The following is a 22,633-nucleotide window of genomic DNA, read 5'->3' as shown; positions in this document are numbered from 1 at the left end:
GCCGAGGCTAGGCCCGCGTGATTCTTTTGTCAATGATTTCTGCATTTAGAGATATGATCGGGCCATGGCCTCCGCAGCGCAGGGCGACGCCGACGCGATCCGGGCGGTCGGCGCCCTCGCCGACCCGATCCGCAGACGCGTCTACCGCACCGTCTCGGCGAGCCGCGACGCCGTCGGTCGCGATCACGTCGCCGAGGTGCTCGACCTGCCGCGATCGACGGCCGCGTTCCACCTCGACCGCCTCGCGGACGCCGGTCTGCTCGCGACCGAGTCGCGCCGCCTGACCGGCCGATCAGGACCGGGGGCGGGCCGACCCGCGAAGCTCTACCGGCGCGCCGACGACGAGATCGCCTTCAGCATCCCGGCCCGGCTCTACGAGCTCGGCGGCGGCGTCATGGCCGAGGCGATCGGCCGAGCCGTCGACGAGGGGGTCCCGGTGCGCGACGCGCTGCGCGACGCGGCCGAACGAGCTGGGCGGCGTCTCGCCGAGGCATCCGGCGACCTCACCGAGGCGCTCGGCGACGCCGGCCTCGAACCGCGCGACGACGGCGGCGAGGGGGTCGTGCTCGGCACCTGCCCGTTCCATCGGCTCGCCCGCGAGAACCCCGGCGTGGTGTGCGAACTCAACCACGCCCTCGTCTGCGGCATGGCCGACTCGACCGGGTCCGACCCCGAACGCGTCATGCTCGACCCCGGGGCGGGCGCATGCTGCATCCGCATCGTCGACGCGCCGCACTGACCCGCCGCCCACACGACTCACAGCCACGTTTCAGCAAACGTCAAGAGAATCGAGCCATGAGCGACGGACCTCGCATTCTCATCGTCGACGACGAGCCCAACATCCGCGACCTCCTCACCACCAGCCTGCGGTTCGCGGGCTTCGCGGTGCGCGCCGTGGGCAACGGCGCGCAGACCATCTCGGCCGTGCTCGAGGAGGAGCCCGACCTCATCATCCTCGACGTCATGCTGCCCGACATGAACGGCTTCGGCGTCACCAAGCGGCTGCGCTCGGCCGGGTACACCGCGCCGATCCTCTTCCTCACCGCGAAGGACGACACCGAGGACAAGATCACCGGCCTCACCGTCGGCGGCGACGACTACGTGACGAAGCCCTTCTCCCTCGACGAGATCGTCGCGCGCATCAAGGCCATCCTGCGGCGCACGATGCACGCCGAGGAGGACGCGGTCATCCGCACCGGCGAGCTCACGATGGACCAGGACACCCACGAGGTGCTCGTCGGCGACGTGCCGGTGGAGCTCTCGCCCACCGAGTTCAAGCTGCTCCGCTACCTCATGCTGAACCCCAACCGGGTGCTGTCGAAGGCGCAGATCCTCGACCACGTCTGGGAGTACGACTTCAACGGCGACGCCGGCATCGTCGAGAGCTACATCTCGTACCTGCGCCGCAAGCTCGACCAGCACTCGGCCGAGCCGCTCATCCAGACCAAGCGCGGGTTCGGCTACATGCTGAAGAGCTCCAAGCCCTGACCCAGCTTCCGCCGCCTAGACTCGGCCAGCCATGAATCAGACGATGTTCGAGCGGTGGAACCGCATCTCGCTGCGCACCAAGATCACCGGTGTGACGGTGCTCATGCTGACGCTCGGGCTGCTCGTCTCGGGCATCGGCACGGCCGCGATGCTGCGCTCGTACGTCGAGGACCAGATGGAGTCGAAGCTCCAGTCGCTCGCCTCGGGCGACGGGCTCACGAAGTACTTCGAGATCGACAGCGACCGGCCCCGGGCGCAGACGAACCTCAACCAGCTCGACTTCAGGCCGAGCGACGACGTCTTCGTGGCGATCTACACCTCGAGCGGCGAGTACCTCCGCAGCAACTGGGAGGACCGGCCCGAGGCCGACTGGCCGCGGATCCCCAAGACGCTCACGCAGGGGAAGGTCACCTCGCTCAACGACGGGGGCTACCGGACGTTCGCCCTCGACGACGACGCCGACGAGCCGACCTTCCGCGCCGTGACGACGCTCGTCACCGCCGACTCGCACGGCACCCTCGTGCCGATCGTGATCGCGATCTCGTCGAAGGACACCGAGCGCCTGCTCGCGGTCTACCTGACGATCTTCTTCGGCTTCGGGCTCGGCGTCGTGCTCGTCGGGGCGCTGCTCACCCGGATGCTGGTGACGAGCACCTTCGCGCCGCTCCGCGAGGTCGAGCGCACGGCCGCCGCGATCGCCGACGGCGACTTCAGCCAGCGCCTCGGCGGCGCCACCCCGAACACCGAGGTCGGCCGGCTGAACCGGTCGCTCAACACGATGCTCAACCGCATCGACCGCGCCTTCCGCGACCGCGCGCGCACGATCGACCAGATGCGCCGCTTCGTCGGCGACGCATCGCACGAGCTGCGCACGCCGCTCGTCTCGGTCCGCGGCTACGCCGAGCTCTACCGCATGGGCGCACTGCAGTCGCCCGAAGAGGTCGGCCAGGCGATGGAGCGCATCGAGAAGGAGGCCATCCGCATGGGCGGTCTCGTCGAAGACCTCCTCGCGCTCGCCCGCCTCGACGAGGCGAAGCCGCTCGAACTCGCCGAGGTCGACCTGGTTCCGCTCGCCCGCGACGCAGCGCTCGACACGATGGCGGCCCATCCCGACCGCACCGTGACGGTCATCGCCCCCGAGGCCGGCACCGTCGAGGACGCCTCGGAGCCCGTGGAGCTCGCCGTCGACCTCGAGCAGGCCCCCATGCGCTCGACCGGCGCGATCGCGTTCGCCGGCGCGACCCTCGCGCGACTCCGTGGCCGACGACTCGCACCGGCGCCGCGGCGCACCTCTTCGCGCGCGGCCGGACGCGAGGCGCAGCGACGGCGCCAGCTCGACGCCGCCGGCATCGAGCTCGAGGCATCCGCAGCCGCATCGGCCGGCGAGCCCACCGGGCCCGCGCCCACGATGCCGGTGCCCATCGGGTCCGGTGAACCCGCCCCCGTGCAGCGCGCCGTCGTGCTCGCCGAGGAGAACAAGATCCGCCAGGTCATCACGAACCTGATGGGCAACGCGATGCGCTTCACGAACGACGGCTCGCCGATCGAGATCAGGGTGAGCATCGACCCGGCCGACGAGCGGGCAATGGTCGAGGTGATCGACCACGGCGAGGGCATCCCGCCGCAGATCCGCGAGAAGATCTTCCAGCGGTTCTGGCGCGCCGACACCTCGCGCACGCGCGAGACCGGGGGCTCCGGTCTCGGGCTCGCGATCGTCTCGTCGATCGTCGCGGCCCACAACGGCAGCGTCGACGTCGTCGAGACGCCCGGCGGCGGCGCGACCTTCCGCGTCATGCTGCCGCTCGCCGGTTCCGCCGCCGCTCCGCAGTCGATCGTCGAGGCCTGAGCCGCGGACCCGTCCTCGACAGCCGCCGACGTGCGCCGTCAGTGCACGACGGCAGCGGACTCGCGGTCCCGAGCGGACGCGCCCGCCTAACGTTCGGGAAGACACCGAACGAGAGGGACTCCCATGACCAGCTATCACGTCGACGCCGACCAGGTCTCCGCCGCGACCCAGACCGTGCAGGGCACGATCGGGCGCATCCAGTCCGACGTCGCGGCGCTCATGTCGCAGCTCACCGGGCTGCAGTCGTCGTGGTCGGGCCAGGCGTCGTCGGCCTTCCAGGGCGCGGTCGCCGACTGGCGGGCCACGCAGTTGCAGGTCGAGCAGAGCCTCGTCGGTCTCAATCGCGCACTCGGGCTCGCCGCGGCGCAGTACGCCGACGCCGAGCAGTCGAACGCCCGGCTCTTCCTGCGCTGAGCCGGGCGCATTCCCGGCGTCGGTGCCACGTGCCCGAGACCGGGTCCATGACGAACGAGACACCGCTCGACCTGTCGCCGGCGGACGCCCGGCGGGCGGACACGACGAAGGGCGCCTCCCGGGGGAGGCGCCCTTCGCGCATTTCGTGCGGACTGCTTAGAAGTCCATGCCACCCGTGGGGTCGCCGACCGGAGCCGGGTTCTTCTCGGGCTTGTCGGCGACGACGGCCTCGGTCGTGAGGAAGAGGCCGGCGATCGACGCGGCGTTGAGCAGCGCCGAGCGGGTCACCTTCACCGGGTCGTTGATGCCCGCGGCGAGCATGTCGACGTACTCGCCGGTCGCGGCGTTGAGGCCCTGGCCGACCGGGAGGTTGCGCACGCGGTCGACCACGACGCCCGGCTCGAGGCCGGCGTTGAGGGCGATCTGCTTGAGCGGGGCGTCGATCGCGACGCGGACGATGTTCGCGCCGGTCGCCTCGTCGCCCGAGACGTCGAGCTTCTCGAAGGCGGTCTTGCCGGCCTGGATGAGCGCGACGCCACCACCGGCGACGATGCCCTCCTCGACGGCGGCCTTCGCGTTGCGGACGGCGTCCTCGATGCGGTGCTTGCGCTCCTTGAGCTCGACCTCGGTGGCCGCGCCCGCCTTGATGACGGCGACGCCGCCGGCGAGCTTGGCGAGGCGCTCCTGGAGCTTCTCGCGGTCGTAGTCGGAGTCGGTGTTGTCGATCTCCTTGCGGATCTGCGCGACGCGGCCGGCGATGGCCTCCTCGTCGCCGGCACCCTCGACGATGGTCGTCTCGTCCTTGGTGATGATGACCTTGCGGGCCTGGCCGAGCAGGTCGAGGGTGACGTTCTCGAGCTTGAGGCCGACCTCCTCGGAGATGACCTGGCCGCCGGTGAGGATCGCGATGTCCTGGAGCTGCGCCTTGCGGCGGTCGCCGAAGCCGGGAGCCTTGACGGCGACCGACTTGAAGATGCCGCGGATCTTGTTCACGATCAGGGTCGCGAGCGCCTCGCCGTCGACGTCCTCCGCGATGATGAGCAGCTGCTTGCCGGTCTGGATCACCTTGTCGACGATGGGCAGCAGGTCCTTGATGTTCGAGACCTTGCTGTTGACGATCAGGATGTACGGGTCTTCGAAGACCGCCTCCTGACGCTCGGGGTCGGTGACGAAGTACGCCGACAGGTAGCCCTTGTCGAAGCGCATGCCCTCGGTCAGCTCGAGCTCGGTGCCGAAGGTGTTCGACTCCTCGACGGTGACGACGCCCTCCTTGCCGACCTTGTCGATCGCCTCGGCGATGAGCGCACCGATCTGCTCGTCGGCGGCCGAGATCGAGGCCGTGGCGGCGATCTCTTCCTTCGTCTCGACGTCCTTCGCGTTCGCGAGGAGCTCGGCCTCGACGGCCTGGACGGCCTTCTCGATGCCGCGCTTCAGCGAGATGGGGTCGGCGCCTGCGGCGACGTTGCGGAGGCCCTCGCGGACGAGCGCCTGAGCGAGGACGACCGAGGTCGTGGTGCCGTCACCGGCGACGTCGTCGGTCTTCTTCGCGACCTCCTTGACGAGCTCGGCGCCGATCTTCTCGTACGGGTCGTCGAGTTCGATCTCCTTGGCGATCGAGACGCCGTCGTTCGTGATCGTGGGGGCGCCCCACTTCTTCTCGAGCACGACGTTGCGGCCGCGCGGGCCGAGGGTCACCTTGACCGCGTCGGCGAGCGTGTTGAGGCCACGCTCGAGGCCGCGACGGGCCTCTTCGTCGAAAGCAATGATCTTTGCCATGTGTGTCTCTCGTCCCTTCTCGGACGTCTTCAAAGATTCGTGGTTTAGCACTCAAAACGAGTGAGTGCTAAGACGATTCTGGCACTCTCGTGCTGGGAGTGCAAGCGAGCACCGGACCCTTCCGCACGCTCGCGGCGAACACCCGCCGCTGCGTGCGCGGCGGTCCGAGACCTCCCGGATGCCTCGTGGCCGGCGCCGTTCAGGGCGCGAACTTCACCGAACCCGACTTCGGCACGAGTTCGATCCAGGTGTTGCCCGGCGCGAGCCGAAGCGGCGACCCGTCGTCGGCGGTGAGCACGATCGGCGCCGCCTGCGAGTCCTTCTTCCAGGTTCCGTGGGCGGTGCGCCCGGCGCTCGAGACCCACACCTCCCCCGAGCCGACCATCACCGTCTTCGGCACCTCGCCGTATCGCCAGTCGATGCCGACCCGCATCGTGACGACATTCGTCGCACGGACGCGTTCGCCGCCCTCCTGCGTGTCGGCCCGCCCCTCCTGCGAGCGGAGCCAGCTCGAGGTGCCCGCGTCCCAGTCCCACGAGGGGTTTCGGGCATCGGAGAACACGAGCGCGATCTTCGAGGTCGGTGCCGCCTTCAGGGCGGGGTCGGCGAGCGGGTCGGCCGTGCCGTACGCGAACTGCACCGGCGGCGGATCGAGCTTCGCGTTGCGCCCGACCGCCTCCTTCGAGCGCAGGATCACGTCGTGCGGTCCCGGCCGCTCGTCAGCGCGGTGGAAGAGACCGGTGTCGTCGTAGTCGAACACGATGTTCTTGAGCGGGGTCGCCATCATCATCGCGACGAACTGGTCCTGCCCGCCCGAGTACGCGATGATGCCGCCGAGCGGCGTCACGATGTCGGGATCCATCGGCCGGATCGACCGGACCGGTCCCACGCTGTCCGGCACGTCCGAGTGCCAGACCGCGACGTAGCGGGTGATGCCGCCCTCGACGAGCTCCTCGAAGACGAGGTCGGTGCGGTTGAGCGCGATCTGCGGCCGCGCCTCCTCGTGGTCGTCGATCTTGACCGCGAGCGACGGGTGCGCGGGCGCCGCGGGGTCGGTCGTGGTGCCGCGCAGCGGCGAGAACGAGACCGCGACGGGCTGCGACGTCCCGACCGGCCGCGGTTCGGCCGACGGCGTCGGCGCCTCGGTCGGTTCGGGCGGTGACGACTGGCACGCCGCGGTGACGAGCACCGCCGCGGCGAGCACGAGGACGGCGATCGCACGTCTCGCGCCCGGGCGGACCCCCTTGACCATGCCGTCATCGTAGCCATCGCCGGGCTTCGCCGGCCGGGATGCGGCCCGGGACACGCCGCGCCCGCCGCACGTCGCCGGGTCGCGCGACGAACCCCACGAACACCGAACGCGCCGCCGATCGGCGACGCGTTCGGGACGCTCGGATGACGCTCAGGCGGGACGCACCGCCTCGGCCTGCGGCCCCTTCGACCCGGTGCCGACCTCGAAGACGACCTGCTGGCCCTCTTCGAGCACCTTGTACCCGGCCATGTCGATGGCCGAGTAGTGGACGAAGACGTCCTGGCTGCCGTCGTCGACGGTGATGAAACCGTATCCCTTTTCAGCGTTGAACCACTTGACGGTTCCGTTCGCCATGCGTTGCTCCCATAACTGCAGTGTGTCGATCAGCACGTGCCTGTCGCCTGTACCGGGCCGGCTCAGTCGATGCACTGGCACGAGCCCCGAGGGGGCGCCTGCACAGCGCGGGCGCGAGCGACCAATTCCAGATACTCACAGACCCGACATCCCGCGCACAAGGGGTCCGATGCAACGAATGGTCGCAGAATGGCAACGATTCGCGGGCGATCAGCCGGCGGACGCCTCCGCGTAGTCGGAGCCCAGGACGAGGACGAGCGGCGTGCCCGTCTCGGCGAAGCTCTCCGACAACCGGACGTCGGCTTCCGGCAGGAGTCCGGCGACCCCGCGCGCCGCGCCCTCGAGGTCGGGTGTCGCATAATAGACGACCGTCTCCGTGATGTCGTTCTCGCTGGCGTTCGCGGTGGCGCCCACCGTGACCCCGCCGGCCGTCAGCGTCTCGCTCGCCTTCGCCGCGAGGCCCGCCGTCGAGGTGCCGTTGAGCACCGTCACCGGCACCGGTGCGATCGTCGGCGGGGCCGTGGCGGCGGGCGACGCCGACGCCGTCGCAGCGGGCCCGCCGCCCGAGATGTCGAGGCGGTCGTTGAAGATCATGACCCCCGCGATGCCGATGCCGGCGAGCACGACGGTCGCGAGCGCCGCCCAGCCGAACCTGATCCACTTCGCACCGCGGCGGGCGGGAGCGCGATGCGCGCCGACGCGGTCGATGCCGTGCGGGATCGAGTCGAAGCGGTCGCGGGGGAACTTCTGCGCCATGGGGTCCAGATCGGGGTCGGGGCCGGCTCAGTCGAGCGGTCGGCCGAGGGAGAGCGAACGTTGCGATCTCGCCGCGCGGCGTGCGGACCGCAGGCGTTGCAGTCGCTTGACGAGCATCGGGTCGTGGCGCAGCGCCGCCGGCGAATCGATGAGCTCGCCGAGGATCCGATAGTAACGGGCGGCCGAGATGCCGAACTCGTCGCGGATCGCCTCGGCCTTGCGGGCCGGCTGCTGCCACGCGCGCGCCTCGAAGGCGAGCACGCGCAACTGGCGATCGTCGAGCGGGGCGTCGTCGGGGCGGTGCGGCACGCGCTCGGCGCTCATCCGGTCCTCCCGTCGCGCGAGCCGGGCGGCCCGCCTGCAGCACATCCTAGGCAACGCTCGCCGAGAGGCCGCCGCATGGCGGCGTGTGTCACCGCGGAACAGCCGGGCCGCTCGCGGCGTTGCATCCGATGTCGTCGCCGCCCCTGAGAACTGCGACGATGGAACCGACCCCGTGAACGAGAGGAGCGCCCATGTCACACCCGGTGCAGAAGAGCGATGAGGAATGGCGCGCCGAGCTCGACCCCGCACGGTACTCGGTGCTCCGTGAGGCCGCGACCGAGCGGCCGTGGTCGGGCGAACTGCTCGACGAGGAGCGCGCCGGCATCTACACCTGCGGCGCATGCGGTGCCGAGCTCTTCAAGAGCGGCACGAAGTTCGACTCGGGGTGCGGCTGGCCGAGCTTCTACGAGTCGGTGCGGCCCGAGGCGGTCGAGCTCATCGAGGACCGCACCCTCGGCATGGTGCGCACCGAGGTCCGCTGCGCGGCGTGCGGCTCGCACCTGGGGCACGTCTTCCCCGACGGGTTCGGCACGCCGACCGGCGACCGCTACTGCATGAACTCGCTCGCGCTCGGCTTCACGCCCGAGCAGTGACGACGGATCCGGCACGCCGGGCGGCGCTCCTGCGCCGCTCGGCACCCAAGGTGACGGAGGCAGCGCCCGACGACGCCGAGCTGCTCGTGCTGCTCGAGGCGGCGGAACGGGTCGCCGATCACGCGGGCCTCCGTCCGTGGCGGACGATCGCCCTGCGCGGCGACGCGCGGAGGCGGCTCGGTGCCGCACTCGTCGAGGCATCCGGTCTCGACGGCGCGGCCGCCGACAAGCTCGCGGCCAAGCCGTTGCGCGCCCCGCTCCTCATCGCGCTCGTCGTGCGCCGCACCTGGCACCCGAAGGCTGCCGACTGGGAGCAGGACGCCGCGGCGGCCGGCGTCGCGCACATGCTGAGCCTCCTGCTCGACGAGGCCGGCTGGGGCGTCATGTGGCGCACCGGGCCGTACACGAGGCATCCTGCGGTCGCCGACATGCACGGCCTCGCGCCCAACGAGCAGCTGCTCGGCTGGCTCTACGTCGGCGGCCGCGACGGCGAACGGGCGCCGAGGGGCCCGGTCAGGCCGCCGCAGTTCAGCTCGATCGACTGACCGCGTCGGGGCGCTCGACGACGTCGGAGCGGTGCCGGTGGCGCGACCACCGGATCGATGCGACCGCGACCGCGGCGAGCGCGAGGAGGGTGCCGCCGATCGTCGCCGCGTCCACGGCGCGTCCGGTCGGCAGGAAGAGGTCGAGCGCGAGCGCGCCCGCGAGCTGTCCGGCGACGCCGCACAGCGCGAGCAGGAGCACGCCGACGACGCGCACGACGAGCGCCTGGCCCGCGATGAAGATGCAGCCGATCGCCCCGCCGGCGTAGAGCCACGGTTCGGTCGGCAGGCGTTCGGGCCAGCCTGCGGCGACGCCGTGCACGACCGCCGCCGCGACGAGAGCGACGGTGCCGACCGCGAAGTTCACGAACGCCGCCGTCAGCGCGCTCGACGCCTCGGCCTTGACGCGGCCGTTGACGGCCTGCTGCCACGAGACGGCGAGGCCGGCCGCGAACGGCAGCAGCATGACGACGAACGGCACGTCGTGGGCGAGCTGCGCCGAGACGGCCCAGGCGATCGCCGCGAGGGCGAGGACCGCGCCGAGCACCCGGGTCGGCGAGAGCGGCCTCCTGCCGCCCGGGCCGAGGCCCGCGAGGTCGAACACGATCCCGCCGATCGTCTGGCCAGCGACGATCGCGACGGTGAACATCGCGACGCCGAGGAGCCCCGCCGACAGGCCCTGGGTCGTGACGAACCACGCACCGCTCAACCCGCCGAGCACCATCCACCAGGCGAGCCGGCTTGCGCCGAGCGCGGCGATCACCCGCCGGAGGCCGACCCGACCCGGACGCCACACGCAGAGGGCGACGGCGAGGATCACGAGCCCCGACCCGAACGAGATCGCGGCGGCCGTGAACGCGTCGTCGAGGTCGGCCGCGAGCGCGCCGTTGACCCGCGACTGCAGGGCCGTGCACGCCCCGAACACGATCGCCAGCGCGATGGCGATCCAGCGCGGCATGCGGGTGCGTTCGGCGTGCTGGTGGTGCTCGTGCACGTCGGCGGGATGCTCGGTCAAGAGCCGACTGCGGGACTTGAACCCGCAACCCCCGTATTACAAGTACGGTGCGCTACCAATTGCGCCAAGCCGGCATGGCCCGACCGGTGCGGGCCCCGACAATCCTACTCGGAGCCCGGCCGCCGGTGCGCGGAGACGACGAAGGCCCGGCGACGCGCGCCGGGCCTTCGTGCGATCGCGATGGGTCAGCCCGCGGGCGTGGGCGTCGGGGTGGGCGACGGGGTCGAGTTCGACTCCGAGAACGCCTCGCCGGTGGCCTGCAGCACGAACGACTGGAACTCGGCCGGGTCGGTGAGCGAACCCTGGTACTGCTTGCCGTTCACGAGCACCGTCGGGGTGCCCTTGATCGACTCGAGCTCCGAGTTCGGCACGGGCTGGGTGAGCGCGCGGGTCGTCGCCTCCTGCACCCACGACTTGAACTGGGTCTCGTCGATGCACTTCTCGATCGTCGACGTCGACTTGGCACCCGACTGCGACACGAACTCCTTCAGCTGGTCGTTCGTGAGGCCGTCGCTGCCCTCCTCGGGCTGGTTCTCGAAGAGCAGCGCGTTGAAGTCGAGGAACGCCTCGGGCGAGGTGTCGGCGACGCACGCCGCCGCGTTCGCGGCGCGCAGCGAGTACTGGGTGCCGTTCGATCGGTTCGTGAGGATCGCGAGCGGGTGCACCTCGAGCGTCGCCGCCCCCTGCTCGACCATCGTGCTGATCGCTTCGCCGTTCGTCGTCTCGAACTGGCCGCAGAAGGGGCACAGGTAGTCGACGTAGACGACGATGTTCGCGACCGTGCCGCTGTCGTCCTGCTCGGTCGGCTTGGGCGTCGCACCGGCTGCGAGCGCCGGGGTGTCGACGGGCGTGATCGTGCCGTCGGCCCCCGTGAGCACGATGCCGTCGCTCGCCATGTTGGCGGGGCCGGGGCCGGCCGGCTTCACGCTGTTGAAGATGAGCGTGCCGACGAGCGCCGCGATCGCGATGACCGCCACGATGATTCCGCCCTGGATCAGCACCTTGTTGCGGCGGTCGCGCTTCTTCTGCGCCTCGCGGAGCTCGCGCGCCTTCTCGCGCGCGGCCTCCCGCTGCTGGTTACGGGTGGGGCGTGGCTGGTTGGATCCGCCGTTGCTCATCGATGGTCACTCCGGTCGCTGTGTGGGCACGCCGAAACAGGGGGGCGCACGTGAACACGATAGTAGGAACGGCATCTGGGAATCACCCGAACCCCGGCTGGACATCGCGACGACGGTCTGGCGGTCCGCCCCGAGAGGTCCGTGCGAGGCATCCCCGCGAATTCCTCCGTGGTCGGGAGCCTCTGCCGCGCGTGCGATACTGAGGAGGCGTCACCGTCGACGCGCTTCCATTCACAACGGATCGTCCGGCACGTACCTGCCGGTGAAGGAGAGAAATCAACATGGCGTCAGTCACGTTCGACAAGGCCACCCGCCTCTACCCGGGCGGCACCCGCCCCGCGGTCGACCAGCTCGACCTCGAGATCGCCGACGGCGAGTTCCTCGTGCTCGTCGGCCCGTCCGGCTGCGGCAAGTCCACGTCGCTCCGCATGCTCGCCGGCCTCGAAGAGGTCAACGACGGCAACATCTTCATCGGCGACCGCAACGTCACCGACGTCCCCCCGAAAGACCGCGACATCGCGATGGTCTTCCAGAACTACGCGCTCTACCCGCACATGACGGTCGCCGAGAACATGGGCTTCGCGCTCAAGATCGCGGGCGTCGGCAAGGACGAGCGCGCTGCGCGGGTCCTCGAGGCCGCGAAGCTGCTCGACCTCGAGCCCTACCTCAGCCGCAAGCCGAAGGCCCTCTCTGGCGGCCAGCGCCAGCGCGTCGCGATGGGCCGCGCGATCGTTCGCCAGCCCCAGGTCTTCCTCATGGACGAGCCGCTCTCGAACCTCGACGCCAAGCTCCGCGTGCAGACCCGCACCCAGATCGCGTCGCTCCAGCGCCGGCTCGGCGTCACGACCGTCTACGTCACGCACGACCAGACCGAGGCGCTCACGATGGGCGACCGCATCGCGGTCCTGAAGGACGGCCTGCTCCAGCAGGTCGGCACCCCGCGCGACCTGTACGAGAAGCCGAACAACGTGTTCGTCGCCGGCTTCATCGGCTCGCCCGCCATGAACCTGTTCCACGCCGACCTCGTCGACTCCGGCGTCAAGTTCGGCACGGCTGTCGTTCCCGTCGACCGCGACGTGCTCGCCGAGGCCAACGGGGCTGTCGCCACGATCGGCGTGCGCCCCGAGGACATCGTCGTGTCGGCGACCCCGGGCGAGGGCCTCGAGGTCGACGTCGACCTCGTCGAGGAGCTCGGCGCCGACGGCTACCTCTACGGGCACTCGACCGTCGAGGGCAAGCGCACCGACATCGTCGCGCGCGTCGACGGCCGCCTGCACCCGAACGCCGGCGACAAGGTCTACCTCACCGCGACGCCGAACCACGTGCACCTCTTCGACGCCGAGTCGGGCGACCGCCTCGGCAACAAGGCCGTCGTCAGCTGACGCGCCTCACGACGATCGATGCCGGTCGGGCCCTCGGCCCGGCCGGCATCGTCGTCTCCGGCGGCGCCCCGCGCGAGGCATCCCGTTTCTGCAACCGCCGCAGGGCTGCAAGGATCGACATATGAGCGGTTCCCTCTCGATCACCTCGGCCATGACCGACCCGGCGCTCCTCGATCTGCCGTGGGACCTCCCGCTCGAGTCATGGCCGTCCGACGCGATCGCCGCGCTGCCGAAGGGCATCTCGCGGCACCTCGTGCGCTTCGCCCACCTCGGCGGCCACGTCGTCGCGATCAAGGAGACGACCGCCGAGATGGCGCGGGGCGAGTACGAGATGCTGCGCACCCTGCAGCGGCTCGAGATCCCCTGCGTCGAACCGGTCGCGGTCATCACGAACCGCACCGACGACGAGGCCGAGGAGCTCAAGCCCGTGCTCGTGACGCGGCACCTGCGGTTCTCGCTGCCGTACCGGGCCCTGTTCTCGCAGACGCTGCGACCCGACACCGCGACCCGGCTCGTCGACGCCCTGGCGGTGCTGCTCGTGCGGCTCCACATCGTCGGCTTCTTCTGGGGCGACGTGTCGCTCTCGAACACGCTCTTCCGCCGTGACGCCGGCGCGTTCGCCGCCTACCTCGTCGACGCCGAGACCGGCAAGCTCTTCGAGGGCGGCCTCTCGAACGGCCAGCGCGAGAACGACCTCGAGATCGCGCGCGTGAACATCGCCGGCGAGCTGCTCGACCTCGAGGCCGGCGGCAAGGTCGCCGACGAGCTCGACCCGGTGCGCATCTCGAACGGCATCGTCGACGCCTACCGCAAGCTCTGGGGCGAGCTCACCGGGCCTGAATCGTTCCCCGGCGCCGAGCGCTGGCGCATCACCGAACGCGTCAACCGCCTCAACGAGCTCGGCTTCGACGTCGAAGAGCTGGCGATCAAGACGGATGCCTCGGGCACGACGGTCCGCATCCAGCCGAAGGTCGTCGACGCGGGCCACCACCAGCGGCGCCTGCTGCGCCTCACCGGCCTCGACGCGGGCGAGAACCAGGCCCGGCGGCTGCTCAACGACCTCGACTCGTACCGCGCGGCGTACGGCAAGGCCGACCTCGACGAGGAGATGGTCGCGCACGAGTGGCTCATGCGGGTGTTCGAGCCGGTGGTCCGCGCCATCCCGCTCGAGCTGCGCCGCAAGCTGGAGCCGGCCGAGGTGTTCCACCAGCTGCTCGAGCACCGCTGGTTCATGGCGCAGCGCGCCGGACACGACATTCCCCTCGCCGAGGCCGTGACCTCGTACGTCAACGAGGTGCTGCGGCACCGCCGCGACGAGGCGACCGTGATCGACCCGCCGACCGGATCGATCACGGCGGCGATGGACGTCGTGCCGACCGAGACGGCTGCGATCAGCGCGATCGACCCCGACGACGAGGACGACTGGCGGCTGAAGGTCTGACGCACGGGCGTCGCGCCCGCGGGTCGGCGCCCGCGGGTCGGCGCCCGCGGGTCGGCGCCCGCGGGTCGGTCGCGCGGCGGCGCGCTCGTTACTCGGCGGCGCGCAGCTTCGCGATCTCGTAGAGCGTGACCGATGCGGCGATGCCCGCGTTCAGCGACTCGGTCGAGGCGCTGATCGGGATCGACACGATCGCGTCGCACGTCTCGGCGACGAGGCGCGAGAGCCCCTTGCCCTCGCTGCCGACCACGATGACGATCGGGCGATCGGCCCAGCTGAGGCCCGGCAGCGACACGTCGCCGTCGCCGTCGAGGCCCAGCACGAAGACACCGCGCTCCTTGAGGCTCTTGAGCGTCTGCGTGAGGTTCGCGGCCATCGCGACGGGCACGCGAGCCGCGGCGCCCGCGGAGGTCTTCCACGCCGCCGAGTTCACGCCGACCGAACGGCGCTGCGGCACGATGACGCCCTGGCCGCCGAACGCGCCCGTCGACCGCAGGATCGCGCCGAGGTTGCGCGGGTCGGTGACGCCGTCCAGGGCGACCAGCAGCGGCGTCTCGTCGCGGGCGATGACCTCGTCGAGCAGTTCGATCGGGTGGGCGTACTCGTAGGGCGGCACCTTGAGCGCGAGGCCCTGGTGCACGCCGCCGTCGCCGGCGAGCCGGTCGAGCTCGGGCCGCATGACCTCGAGGATCGGGATGCCGCGGTTCGTGGCGAGCTTGACGGCCTCTTTCACCCGGTCGTCCATCTCGACGCGGGCGGCGATGTACAGCGTCGTCGCGGGAATGCGGGTGCGCAGCGCCTCGACGACCGAGTTGCGGCCCGTCACGATCTCCGACTCGTCGCCGGACTTGGCGCGGCGCGATGCGCCCGAGGCGCCGCGGGGCGCGCTCGCGCCCCGGCCCTGACCTGCGACCTTGCCGGCCGGCTTGCCCTTGCCGCCGGCCGCGGCGTAGCGCTCCTGCGCCGCCTTGCGCTTGCCGGCGGGGTGCCAGGCGCGATCCTCCGCCTTCGGGGTCGGGCCCTTGCCCTCGAGCGCCTTGCGCCCGTGCCCGCCGGTGCCGACCTGCTTGCCCGCCGCGCCCTTGCCGCCCTTGCGTACGGCTCCGGCGCGCGACTTGCCGCTGCTGCCCTTCATGATCCCAAGCTCCAATGCGTGCCGGTCTGACTGTCTTCGATGGTGATGCCCGCCTCGGCGAGCTCGGTGCGGATGCGGTCGGCGGTCGCCCAGTCCTTCGCGTCGCGCGCTGCGCGGCGGTCGTCGATGAGGCGTTCGACGAGCGAACCGAGGGCGGATGCCGCGGGGCCGGCGTCGGCCGTGGCCCAGTGCGGGTCGCGGGGATCGATGCCGAGCACCTCGACCATGGCGCCCACCTGCCCGTGGGCGACGGCGGCGTCGTGCAGTTCTTCGTCGTCGAGCGCCTGGTTGCCGGCGCGCACCGTGTCGTGCAGCACGGCGAGCGCCTGCGGAACGCCCAGGTCGTCGTCCATCGCCGCGGCGAACGCTTCGGGGACCTCGGGCGCGCCGACGCCGACGAACCGGGTGCCGGCGAGTCGGCGTTCGACGCGCTGCAGGAACGTGCGGATGCGATCGACGGCGGCCTCGGCCTCGGTGAGCGAGCCCGGCGAGTAGTCGAGCGTCGAACGGTAGTGGGCCTGCCCCAGCAGGTACCGCACGGCGAGCGGAGAGGCGAGGCTCAGGAGCTCGGCCGCGTAGACCGAGTTGCCGAGCGACTTCGACATCTTCTGCCCGCCGATGTTCACGAGGCCGTTGTGCACCCAGTAGCGCGCGAACGCCTGGCCAGCCGCGGTCGACTGGGCGAGCTCGTTCTCGTGGTGCGGGAAGCGCAGGTCGAGGCCGCCCCCGTGCACGTCGAACTCGTCGCCGAGGTAGCGCGCAGCCATCGCCGAGCACTCGATGTGCCAGCCGGGCCGGCCCACGCCCCAGGGCGAGCGCCAGCCCGCGGACTCGGGCTCGCCGGGCTTGCGTCCCTTCCACAGGGCGAAGTCGCGGGGGTCGCGCTTGCCGCGCGGGTCGGCGTCGGCCGCGGCCTCCATCTTGTCGCGCGACTGACGCGTGAGCTCGCCGTAGGCGGGCCAGCTCGAGGTGTCGAAGTACACATCGCCCGAGTCGTCGGCGGCCGGATAGGCGTGCCCCGATTCGATGAGGCGGGCGATGAGCTCCTGCATCTGCTGCACGCTCGCCGTCGCCCGCGGCTCGTACGTCGGCGGCAGGATGCCGAGCTGCGCGTAGCCCGACGTGAACTCGAGCTCGATGCGGTAGGCGAGGGCCCACCACTCCTCGCCCGAGCCCTGCAGCTCGCGGTGCGCGGCGTCGAGGATCTTGTCGTCGATGTCGGTGACGTTGCGCACGAAGACGACCTCGTTGCCGCGATAGGCGAACCAGCGCCGCATGATGTCGTAGACGAGCGCACTGCGGAGGTGCCCGATGTGCGGGCTCGACTGCACCGTCGGACCGCAGACGTACATGCCGACGCGCCCCTCGCGGAGGGGCACGAAGTCGCGCAGCGCCTGGGCCTTCGAGTCGTAGAGTCGCACGGTCACCCGCCAAGCCTACCGGCGGGGGGCCCGAACGTCGTGCGGCTCAGGCGGGCACGATGAGCGCGGTCGCGATCGCCGCGACCCCCTCGCCGCGCCCGGTGAAGCCGAGCGCGTCGCTCGTCGTCGCGGCGACGCTCACCGGGGCGCCGAGCACGCGGGAGAGCAGCGCCTCGGCCTCGGCGCGACGCGGCGCGAGCTTCGGCCGGTTGCCCACGACCTGCACCGTGACGTTGCCGATGACGAACCCGGATGCCTCGACGAGGCGCCGCGTCTCGGCGAGGAAGACCTCGCCGTGGGCGCCGGCGAAGCGCGCGTCGGCCGTGCCGAAGATCTTGCCGACGTCGCCGAGGCCCGCGGCCGCGAGCAGCGCGTCGCAGATCGCGTGGGCCGCGGCGTCACCGTCGGAATGGCCCGAGAGCCCGCGCTCCCCCGGCCACTCGAGCCCGGCGAGCCACAGCGGCGTGTCGTCCTGCCCGAACGCGTGCACGTCGGTGCCGGTGCCGATGCGCGGCACCGCGGCGCTCCTGCCCCGGGCGGCCGCCGCGGCGGCGCCGGCCGGGTGCGGCTCGGCGAGCAGCTGCTCGGCGCGGCGCAGGTCTGCGGGCACCGTGATCTTGAAGGCGCGCACGTCGCCCGGCACGGTGTCGACGACGAGCCCGGTCGCTGCGACGAGCGCCGCATCGTCGGTGTGTTCGGCGTCGGCCGTACGGTAGGCGTGGTCGAGCGCCCCGCGCGGGAACCCCTGCGGGGTCTGCACCGCCCGGAGCTCGGACCGGTCGATCGTCTCGACCACCGACCCGTCGGCGACGCGCTTGATGGTGTCGACGACTTCGAGTGCCGGCACGATTCCGTGACCCCGGGCGCGCACCGCGGCGGCGACCTCGTCGAAGACCGGTGCGGGCGTGAGCGGCCGGGCGGCATCGTGCACGAGCACCGTGTCGACGCCAGCGGCGACGACCGCGAGGCCCCGGGCCACGGAGTCCTGCCGGCTCGCACCGCCCGCGACGACCTCGAGCGGAGCGCCGGCGGCCGCGACGACCGGGGCGAGCCCGCCCCGCACCTCGTCGACCCGGTCGGCGGGGGCGACGACGACGATCGCCGGCGTCTCGCGCATGGCGAGCACGCCGGCGATCGCGGTCGAGAGCACCGTGCCGTCGCCGAGCGGCACGAACGCCTTCGGCTCGGGACGGCCCAACCTCGTGCCGCTTCCTGCGGCGACGATGATGACGGCGGTGCGCGGGGTGCTCATGGGATGAGCGTAGCCGCGACCCCGGTGGCCTCGATACGGCGCTGCGCGCCTACTCGACCGACCGTGACGTCAGGAGGCGAGGACCTCGTCGAGGACGGTCGACGCCGCCTCTTCGTCGGTCTTCTCGGCGAGCGCGAGCTCGGAGATCAGGATCTGGCGGGCCTTCGCGAGCATGCGCTTCTCACCGGCCGAGAGGCCGCGGTCCTGATCGCGGCGCCACAGGTCGCGCACGACCTCGGACACCTTGATCACGTCGCCCGAGGCGAGCTTCTCGAGGTTCGCCTTGTAGCGGCGCGACCAGTTGGTCGGCTCCTCGGTGAACGGCGCGCGAAGCACCTCGAAGACCTTGTCGAGGCCCTCTTTGCCGATGACGTCGCGCACGCCGACGAGGTCGACGTTCTCGGCCGGAACCTCGATGACGAGGTCGCCCTGCGTGACGTTCAGCTTGAGGTAGAGCTTCTCTTCACCCTTGATGATCCGTTTCTTCACCTCGGTGATCGTTGCGGCTCCGTGGTGGGGGTAAACGACGGTTTCGCCAACCTCAAAAAGCATGAATAAAAGTCCTTTCGGCAACTTTCAGGATATCACATTCGTGATCGTGCTAAGGTTCGCCTCCCCTTCCACGCCCGCCTCCTGCCGTGCGATATGCTCGGAGTCGATCGCGCGCGCCACCTGGGTGCGCGTGCGCACGCTCGCACTTGGAGGTTCTGTGAAGGCGCGTCTCGCGGCATCAGCTGCTCTGGCCCTCGGCATCGCGATCGGCGCGAGCGGCTGCTCGATGCTGACCTATCAGGCGACGACCGAGCCGTACGACGCGAGCGACGGCGTCGGGGTCAACGTCGGCGACCTCCACCTCCGCAACGTGCTCGTCGTGAGCGACGACGGCGTCGACGGCACCCTCGTGCTGACGATCGTGAACGACGGCGCCGACGACGTCGAACTCGGTGTCCAGGTCGCCGACGGCGAGACGCAGACCATCCCGGTCGACGCGGGCGCCACGGTCGCCTTCGGCGTCGCCGACGAGGACGAGCTCGACGTCGTCCCGCCGCTGGTCCTCGAGGGCATCGACACGAAGCCCGGCGCGCTGCTGCCGATCTACTTCCAGTACGGCTCGGCCGAGGGCATCGAGAAGGAGGTCCCCGTGCTCGACGGCCGCCTGCCCGAGTACGCAGGCCTGCTTCCGGCCGAGGTCGCCGTCGAGGACGTCGCGACCGAGGCGCCGACCGCGGGCTGACCCCACCGACGACGACGAAGGGCGGATGCTTCGGCATCCGCCTTTCGTGCACCCGGGCGAGCCGCCCGGAGCGGGTCAGCCGGGGAAGGTGCTCGCGACGCCGCCGAGGAATCCGACGAGGAACATCACCGTCGCGGTGACCGCCGCGATGACGCAGATGCCGATGCCCACGAACGCGGGCCACTTCGGGCGCGGACGGAAGATCGCGATCACCGACACCGCGAGTGCGGCGATCAGCAGCACTCCCCCGACGAACTCGAACAGGATGCTCGGGCTGGCCACGCCGACCAGGGCGAGCACCCCGAGGCCGATGCCGAGGTACCCGAGCACGTTGTGGCGCCGGGGCCGCTCTCCTGCGCTCGGTTCGGGCGTGGTCGTGCGTTCGGTTCCGTCGGCAGGGGCGTTGGCGGTCATCACCCGATCGTCGCAAACGCCGCTCGCCCGGTGCAAGGGCGCGACGCCCGCGGCACACGGGCCATGCGGGTCGGCCTAGCCCTCGAAGCGGTAGCCGAGCCCCCGCACCGTCACCAGCTGGACGGGCTCGGAGGGCTGCACCTCGATCTTCGAGCGGATTCGCTTGATGTGCACGTCGAGCGTCTTGGTGTCGCCGAAGTAGTCGGACCCCCACACGCGGTCGATGAGCTGGCCCCGCGTGAGCACCCGCCCGGGATTGCGCATCAGCAGCTCGAGCAGCTCGAACTCCTTCAGGGGCATCGGCACCTGGACGCCGTCGACCTCGACCGTGTGCCGGTCGACGTCCATGCGCACGCGCCCGCCCTCGAGCACCGACTCGTCGAAGTCCTCGATCTCGGTGCGTCGGCGGAGCACGGCACGGATGCGGGCGAGCAGCTCGCGCGTCTTGTACGGCTTCGTGACGTAGTCGTCGGCGCCGAGCTCGAGCCCCACGACGATGTCGATCTCGGAGTCCTTCGCGGTCAGCATGATGATCGGCACCGACGAGCGGTTGCGCAGCTCCCGGCACACCTCCGTGCCCGGCAGGCCCGGCAGCATGAGGTCGAGCAGCACCAGGTCGGCGCCTTCGCGGTCGAACGCCGCGATCGCCGAAGGACCGTCGGCGGCGACCTCGATCTCGTAGCCCTCGCGCTCGAGCAGGAAGCTCAGCGGGTCTGAGAGGGCGATCTCGTCTTCGACGAGCAGGATGCGGGTCACTGGTGTTCTCCTCGGTCGGATGCTGCGGCCTTCGCAGCGTGTCGGCGCGCGCCGGCGCCACTCGCCGGAGGCTCCGCGGATCGCGCAGCATCGGCGCCGGCCGGTTCGTCGACCGGCGGCAGCTCGGCGAGCGGAAGCCGGATCATGAAGGTCGACCCGCGCCCCGGCTGCGACCAGACGCGCACGTCGCCGCCGTGGTTCTGCACGGTGTGCTTGACGATGCTGAGGCCGAGGCCCGAACCGCCCGTGTTGCGGGAGCGGGCCTGGTCGACCCGGTAGAACCGCTCGAAGACGCGCTCGAGCTCGTCGCCGTCGATGCCGATGCCCTGGTCGGTGACGGCGATCTCGACGGAGCCGTCGACGATCTTCGTGCCGACCCCCACCCTTCCGCCCTCGTTCGAATACGCGATCGCGTTCGCGACGAGGTTGTGCACGGCGACGACCATGAGGGCCCGATCTCCGTAGACCTTCGCCCCGGTCGCGGCCTTGACCGCCATCTCGACGCGCTTGCCGCCCGCGACGACCCGGTTCTGGTCGACCGCCGACGCCACGACCTCGTCGACGTCGACGAGGGAGTCGGGGCGCAGCGCGTCGCGCGCCTGAAGCCGGGACAGCTCGATGACCTCGCTCGTGATGTGCGCGAGCCGCGTCGCCTCGACCGACAGGCGGCCCGCGAAGCGGCGCACCTGGTCGGGCTCGTCGGCGGCCTGGTCGAGCGCCTCCGCGAGCAGGCTCACCGAGGCGATCGGCGTCTTCAGCTCGTGGCTGATGTTGGCGACGAAGTCGCGCCGCACCTCATCGAGCCGGTGCGCCTCGGTGCGGTCCTCGGCGAGGAGCAGCACGAACCGGGCGCCGAGCCGGGCGACCCGCACCCGGAGGCGCATCGTCGCTTCGCCCTGTGCGGACCTGGCGACCGCGAGCTCCTCGGCGATCGGCTCGCCCGAGCGGCGGACCGCGGCCACGAGCTCGATGAGTTCGGGATGCACGAGCGCCCGCTGGCGCACGAGCCCCATCGCGAGCGCCCCGGGCGAGGCGCGCAGCACGTTGTTCGATGGGTCGAGCACGATCCCGGCGGACTCCAGCACCTCGAGCACCTGGTCGACCCCGTCGGGGATCGTCGGTGCCACGACCTTCGCGGCGCTCGAGCCACGGCGCTCGGCCATGTGCAGCACGACCATGAAGGCGGCCCCGAGGAACAGGCCGAAGGCGAGCGCGGTGAGCACTGCCCAGGTGGAATCCATGGCACCAGACTAACGACGCCGCAACGGCCCGATTCGCCGTCTCGCCCGCCGTGGAGCGGTACGTTGGTGAGTGTTCAGCCAACCGGCACCTGTTGTTCACCTGCGCCGGAGAAGATGGCGCGGAGCCGGAATCGACCCGGCCGGTTCGTGCTGTGCGCGCGGCCGATGAGAGACAGAGGTATCCCGAACATGCGTGAGGTGTTCCAGCAGGAGCTGGCCGAGGTGCAGGAACGACTCGTCGAGATCGCCGACCTCGTCGCCGTTTCGATCGACAAGGCGACCCGGGCGTTCAACGAGTCGGACGTCAGCCTGGCCGAGGAGGTGATCGCCGACGACGACAAGATCGACCAGGCGGCCGTCGAGCTCGACGAGCTCGCGATCACGATCCTGGCCCGCCAGCAGCCCGTGGCGCGCGACCTGCGCATCGTCGTGAGCGCACTGCGCATCAGCGCCTCGCTCGAGCGCATGGGCGACATGTCGACCCACATCTCGCAGCTCGCCCGCTACCGGTTCCCCGACAAGGTCGTGCCGAAGTCGCTGCGCCCGACCTTCGCCGAGATGGGCCGCCTCGATGTCGAGATCGCCCGCCGGCTCGTCGAGCTGCTGCGCACCGAAGACGTGCACCTCGCCGAGGAGATCCGCAACGAGGACGACAAGGTCGACGCCCTGCACCTCTCGGTGTTCGACAAGGTGCTCGGCGAGAAGTGGAAGGGCGAGACGGTCGACACGGTCGACGCGACCCTCGCGAGCCGCTACCACGAGCGCTTCGCCGACCACGCCGTGTCGATCGCGAAGAAGGTGCAGTACCTCGCGACGGGCGACTGGGACCCGGAGAAGTCCGCACTCTGAGTGCGACGCGGACCTGACGAGGGGGATGCCGGG

At 71.1% G+C, this 22,633-nt stretch carries 24 protein-coding genes and 1 tRNA gene; 10 read left to right on the top strand and 15 right to left on the bottom strand.

The annotated features are described in order from the left end of the window. Positions 1–64 precede the first annotated feature (64 nt). The 4 genes from PX701_RS04095 (at position 65) to PX701_RS04080 (ending at position 3,748) form a co-directional block, all read left to right on the top strand. Positions 65–739, top strand: a complete 675-nt coding sequence (locus PX701_RS04095; RefSeq protein ID WP_231430260.1) for a helix-turn-helix transcriptional regulator — start codon at positions 65–67, stop codon at positions 737–739. A 56-nt stretch (positions 740–795) separates the two neighbouring features. Next, on the top strand, positions 796–1,488 hold the full coding sequence (locus tag PX701_RS04090; RefSeq protein ID WP_022894322.1) for a response regulator transcription factor: 693 nt from the start codon (positions 796–798) through the stop codon (positions 1,486–1,488). Between the two features lie 31 nt (positions 1,489–1,519). Continuing rightward, entirely contained in the window at positions 1,520–3,334 is a 1,815-nt protein-coding gene (locus PX701_RS04085) for a sensor histidine kinase (RefSeq protein ID WP_231430259.1), read from the top strand. Between the two features lie 123 nt (positions 3,335–3,457). Then, positions 3,458–3,748 carry a WXG100 family type VII secretion target gene (locus tag PX701_RS04080; RefSeq protein ID WP_231430258.1) on the top strand — a complete coding sequence of 97 codons (291 nt, stop codon included), beginning with the start codon at positions 3,458–3,460 and terminating at the stop codon, positions 3,746–3,748. Between the two features lie 156 nt (positions 3,749–3,904). Here PX701_RS04080 and groL read toward each other — a convergent pair whose 3' ends face one another. From groL to PX701_RS04055, 5 genes are all read right to left on the bottom strand, one after another. Continuing rightward, positions 3,905–5,524, bottom strand: a complete 1,620-nt coding sequence (gene groL, locus PX701_RS04075) for a chaperonin GroEL (protein WP_231430257.1) — start codon at positions 5,522–5,524, stop codon at positions 3,905–3,907. Positions 5,525–5,723: 199 nt separating this feature from the next. Next, positions 5,724–6,776, bottom strand: a complete 1,053-nt coding sequence (locus PX701_RS04070) for a DUF3048 domain-containing protein (RefSeq protein ID WP_275505548.1) — start codon at positions 6,774–6,776, stop codon at positions 5,724–5,726. A gap of 150 nt (positions 6,777–6,926) precedes the next feature. Then, entirely contained in the window at positions 6,927–7,130 is a 204-nt protein-coding gene (locus tag PX701_RS04065) for a cold-shock protein (protein WP_231430255.1), read from the bottom strand. 210 nt (positions 7,131–7,340) lie between these two features. Beyond that, positions 7,341–7,886, bottom strand: a complete 546-nt coding sequence (locus tag PX701_RS04060; RefSeq protein WP_231430254.1) for a LytR C-terminal domain-containing protein — start codon at positions 7,884–7,886, stop codon at positions 7,341–7,343. A 27-nt stretch (positions 7,887–7,913) separates the two neighbouring features. Continuing rightward, a complete protein-coding gene (locus tag PX701_RS04055; protein WP_231430253.1) occupies positions 7,914–8,210 on the bottom strand; it encodes a DUF3263 domain-containing protein in 297 nt (98 codons plus the stop codon). A 191-nt stretch (positions 8,211–8,401) separates the two neighbouring features. Between PX701_RS04055 and msrB the strand changes: the two genes are divergently transcribed. Then, on the top strand, positions 8,402–8,803 hold the full coding sequence (gene msrB / locus PX701_RS04050) for a peptide-methionine (R)-S-oxide reductase MsrB (protein ID WP_275505547.1): 402 nt from the start codon (positions 8,402–8,404) through the stop codon (positions 8,801–8,803). After that, positions 8,800–9,348 (top strand): nitroreductase family protein, encoded by a 549-nt coding sequence (locus PX701_RS04045; RefSeq protein ID WP_275505546.1) that lies wholly within the window; start codon positions 8,800–8,802, stop codon positions 9,346–9,348. Before msrB ends, PX701_RS04045 begins: the two co-directional genes overlap by 4 nt. Here the strand turns inward: PX701_RS04045 and PX701_RS04040 are convergent. The 3 genes from PX701_RS04040 to PX701_RS04030 all read right to left on the bottom strand — a co-directional run bounded on the left by PX701_RS04040 (position 9,332) and on the right by PX701_RS04030 (position 11,478). Further along, positions 9,332–10,360, bottom strand: a complete 1,029-nt coding sequence (locus PX701_RS04040) for a DMT family transporter (RefSeq protein ID WP_275505545.1) — start codon at positions 10,358–10,360, stop codon at positions 9,332–9,334. The two genes, PX701_RS04045 and PX701_RS04040, sit on opposite strands and share 17 nt — an antisense overlap. Position 10,361: 1 nt before the next feature. Then, positions 10,362–10,434 (bottom strand) — tRNA-Thr (locus tag PX701_RS04035). 111 nt (positions 10,435–10,545) lie between these two features. Continuing rightward, entirely contained in the window at positions 10,546–11,478 is a 933-nt protein-coding gene (locus PX701_RS04030; protein WP_231430249.1) for a DsbA family protein, read from the bottom strand. Between the two features lie 281 nt (positions 11,479–11,759). Here PX701_RS04030 and PX701_RS04025 point away from each other — a divergent pair, with 281 nt between their 5' ends. Next, positions 11,760–12,860 (top strand): ABC transporter ATP-binding protein, encoded by a 1,101-nt coding sequence (locus PX701_RS04025; protein ID WP_231430248.1) that lies wholly within the window; start codon positions 11,760–11,762, stop codon positions 12,858–12,860. 121 nt (positions 12,861–12,981) lie between these two features. Then, on the top strand, positions 12,982–14,301 hold the full coding sequence (locus tag PX701_RS04020) for a DUF4032 domain-containing protein (RefSeq protein WP_231430247.1): 1,320 nt from the start codon (positions 12,982–12,984) through the stop codon (positions 14,299–14,301). Between the two features lie 88 nt (positions 14,302–14,389). On the opposite strand, the gene rlmB is transcribed toward PX701_RS04020, so the two are convergent. The 4 genes from rlmB to PX701_RS04000 form a co-directional block, all read right to left on the bottom strand. Continuing rightward, positions 14,390–15,433 (bottom strand): 23S rRNA (guanosine(2251)-2'-O)-methyltransferase RlmB, encoded by a 1,044-nt coding sequence (gene rlmB, locus PX701_RS04015; RefSeq protein ID WP_275505544.1) that lies wholly within the window; start codon positions 15,431–15,433, stop codon positions 14,390–14,392. After that, positions 15,430–16,860, bottom strand: a complete 1,431-nt coding sequence (gene cysS, locus PX701_RS04010) for a cysteine--tRNA ligase (RefSeq protein WP_231430245.1) — start codon at positions 16,858–16,860, stop codon at positions 15,430–15,432. The genes rlmB and cysS overlap by 4 nt, the downstream gene beginning before the upstream one ends. Positions 16,861–16,900: 40 nt before the next feature. Then, a complete protein-coding gene (gene ispD / locus PX701_RS04005) occupies positions 16,901–18,106 on the bottom strand; it encodes a 2-C-methyl-D-erythritol 4-phosphate cytidylyltransferase (protein ID WP_275505543.1) in 1,206 nt (401 codons plus the stop codon). 69 nt (positions 18,107–18,175) lie between these two features. Next, positions 18,176–18,658 carry a CarD family transcriptional regulator gene (locus tag PX701_RS04000; RefSeq protein ID WP_022889889.1) on the bottom strand — a complete coding sequence of 161 codons (483 nt, stop codon included), beginning with the start codon at positions 18,656–18,658 and terminating at the stop codon, positions 18,176–18,178. Positions 18,659–18,815: 157 nt separating this feature from the next. Between PX701_RS04000 and PX701_RS03995 the strand changes: the two genes are divergently transcribed. Next, positions 18,816–19,340, top strand: a complete 525-nt coding sequence (locus PX701_RS03995; protein ID WP_231430243.1) for a hypothetical protein — start codon at positions 18,816–18,818, stop codon at positions 19,338–19,340. 75 nt (positions 19,341–19,415) lie between these two features. On the opposite strand, the gene PX701_RS03990 is transcribed toward PX701_RS03995, so the two are convergent. From PX701_RS03990 to PX701_RS03980, 3 genes are all read right to left on the bottom strand, one after another. After that, complete coding sequence (locus PX701_RS03990; RefSeq protein ID WP_275505542.1) at positions 19,416–19,754, bottom strand: hypothetical protein; 339 nt, start codon at positions 19,752–19,754, stop codon at positions 19,416–19,418. 75 nt (positions 19,755–19,829) lie between these two features. Continuing rightward, positions 19,830–20,510, bottom strand: a complete 681-nt coding sequence (locus PX701_RS03985) for a response regulator transcription factor (protein WP_275505541.1) — start codon at positions 20,508–20,510, stop codon at positions 19,830–19,832. Continuing rightward, positions 20,507–21,751 (bottom strand): sensor histidine kinase, encoded by a 1,245-nt coding sequence (locus PX701_RS03980; protein ID WP_231430240.1) that lies wholly within the window; start codon positions 21,749–21,751, stop codon positions 20,507–20,509. The genes PX701_RS03985 and PX701_RS03980 overlap by 4 nt, the downstream gene beginning before the upstream one ends. A 189-nt stretch (positions 21,752–21,940) precedes the next feature. Here PX701_RS03980 and phoU point away from each other — a divergent pair, with 189 nt between their 5' ends. After that, positions 21,941–22,600 carry a phosphate signaling complex protein PhoU gene (gene phoU, locus PX701_RS03975; RefSeq protein ID WP_231430239.1) on the top strand — a complete coding sequence of 220 codons (660 nt, stop codon included), beginning with the start codon at positions 21,941–21,943 and terminating at the stop codon, positions 22,598–22,600. Positions 22,601–22,633: the final 33 nt, after the last annotated feature.

It is taken from the genome of Agromyces chromiiresistens (genome assembly GCF_029167465.1).
GTDB classification, from domain to species: Bacteria; Actinomycetota; Actinomycetes; order Actinomycetales; family Microbacteriaceae; genus Agromyces; species Agromyces chromiiresistens.
Note: the sequence above shows the minus strand (reverse complement) of the source record. Positions and strands in the feature narration are given on the sequence as shown.

What these genes read in the sequence shown, in the direction of transcription:
- PX701_RS04095 (WP_231430260.1), top strand. Translation starts at nt 65, where the DNA reads ATGGCCTCCGCAGCGCAGGGCGACGCCGACGCGATCCGGGCGGTCGGC.
- PX701_RS04090 (WP_022894322.1), top strand. Translation starts at nt 796, where the DNA reads ATGAGCGACGGACCTCGCATTCTCATCGTCGACGACGAGCCCAACATC.
- PX701_RS04085 (WP_231430259.1), top strand. Translation starts at nt 1,520, where the DNA reads ATGAATCAGACGATGTTCGAGCGGTGGAACCGCATCTCGCTGCGCACC.
- PX701_RS04080 (WP_231430258.1), top strand. Translation starts at nt 3,458, where the DNA reads ATGACCAGCTATCACGTCGACGCCGACCAGGTCTCCGCCGCGACCCAG.
- groL (WP_231430257.1), bottom strand. Translation starts at nt 5,524, where the DNA reads ATGGCAAAGATCATTGCTTTCGACGAAGAGGCCCGTCGCGGCCTCGAG.
- PX701_RS04070 (WP_275505548.1), bottom strand. Translation starts at nt 6,776, where the DNA reads ATGGTCAAGGGGGTCCGCCCGGGCGCGAGACGTGCGATCGCCGTCCTC.
- PX701_RS04065 (WP_231430255.1), bottom strand. Translation starts at nt 7,130, where the DNA reads ATGGCGAACGGAACCGTCAAGTGGTTCAACGCTGAAAAGGGATACGGT.
- PX701_RS04060 (WP_231430254.1), bottom strand. Translation starts at nt 7,886, where the DNA reads ATGGCGCAGAAGTTCCCCCGCGACCGCTTCGACTCGATCCCGCACGGC.
- PX701_RS04055 (WP_231430253.1), bottom strand. Translation starts at nt 8,210, where the DNA reads ATGAGCGCCGAGCGCGTGCCGCACCGCCCCGACGACGCCCCGCTCGAC.
- msrB (WP_275505547.1), top strand. Translation starts at nt 8,402, where the DNA reads ATGTCACACCCGGTGCAGAAGAGCGATGAGGAATGGCGCGCCGAGCTC.
- PX701_RS04030 (WP_231430249.1), bottom strand. Translation starts at nt 11,478, where the DNA reads ATGAGCAACGGCGGATCCAACCAGCCACGCCCCACCCGTAACCAGCAG.
- PX701_RS04025 (WP_231430248.1), top strand. Translation starts at nt 11,760, where the DNA reads ATGGCGTCAGTCACGTTCGACAAGGCCACCCGCCTCTACCCGGGCGGC.
- PX701_RS04020 (WP_231430247.1), top strand. Translation starts at nt 12,982, where the DNA reads ATGAGCGGTTCCCTCTCGATCACCTCGGCCATGACCGACCCGGCGCTC.
- rlmB (WP_275505544.1), bottom strand. Translation starts at nt 15,433, where the DNA reads ATGAAGGGCAGCAGCGGCAAGTCGCGCGCCGGAGCCGTACGCAAGGGC.
- ispD (WP_275505543.1), bottom strand. Translation starts at nt 18,106, where the DNA reads ATGAGCACCCCGCGCACCGCCGTCATCATCGTCGCCGCAGGAAGCGGC.
- PX701_RS04000 (WP_022889889.1), bottom strand. Translation starts at nt 18,658, where the DNA reads ATGCTTTTTGAGGTTGGCGAAACCGTCGTTTACCCCCACCACGGAGCC.
- PX701_RS03990 (WP_275505542.1), bottom strand. Translation starts at nt 19,754, where the DNA reads ATGACCGCCAACGCCCCTGCCGACGGAACCGAACGCACGACCACGCCC.
- PX701_RS03980 (WP_231430240.1), bottom strand. Translation starts at nt 21,751, where the DNA reads ATGGATTCCACCTGGGCAGTGCTCACCGCGCTCGCCTTCGGCCTGTTC.
- phoU (WP_231430239.1), top strand. Translation starts at nt 21,941, where the DNA reads ATGCGTGAGGTGTTCCAGCAGGAGCTGGCCGAGGTGCAGGAACGACTC.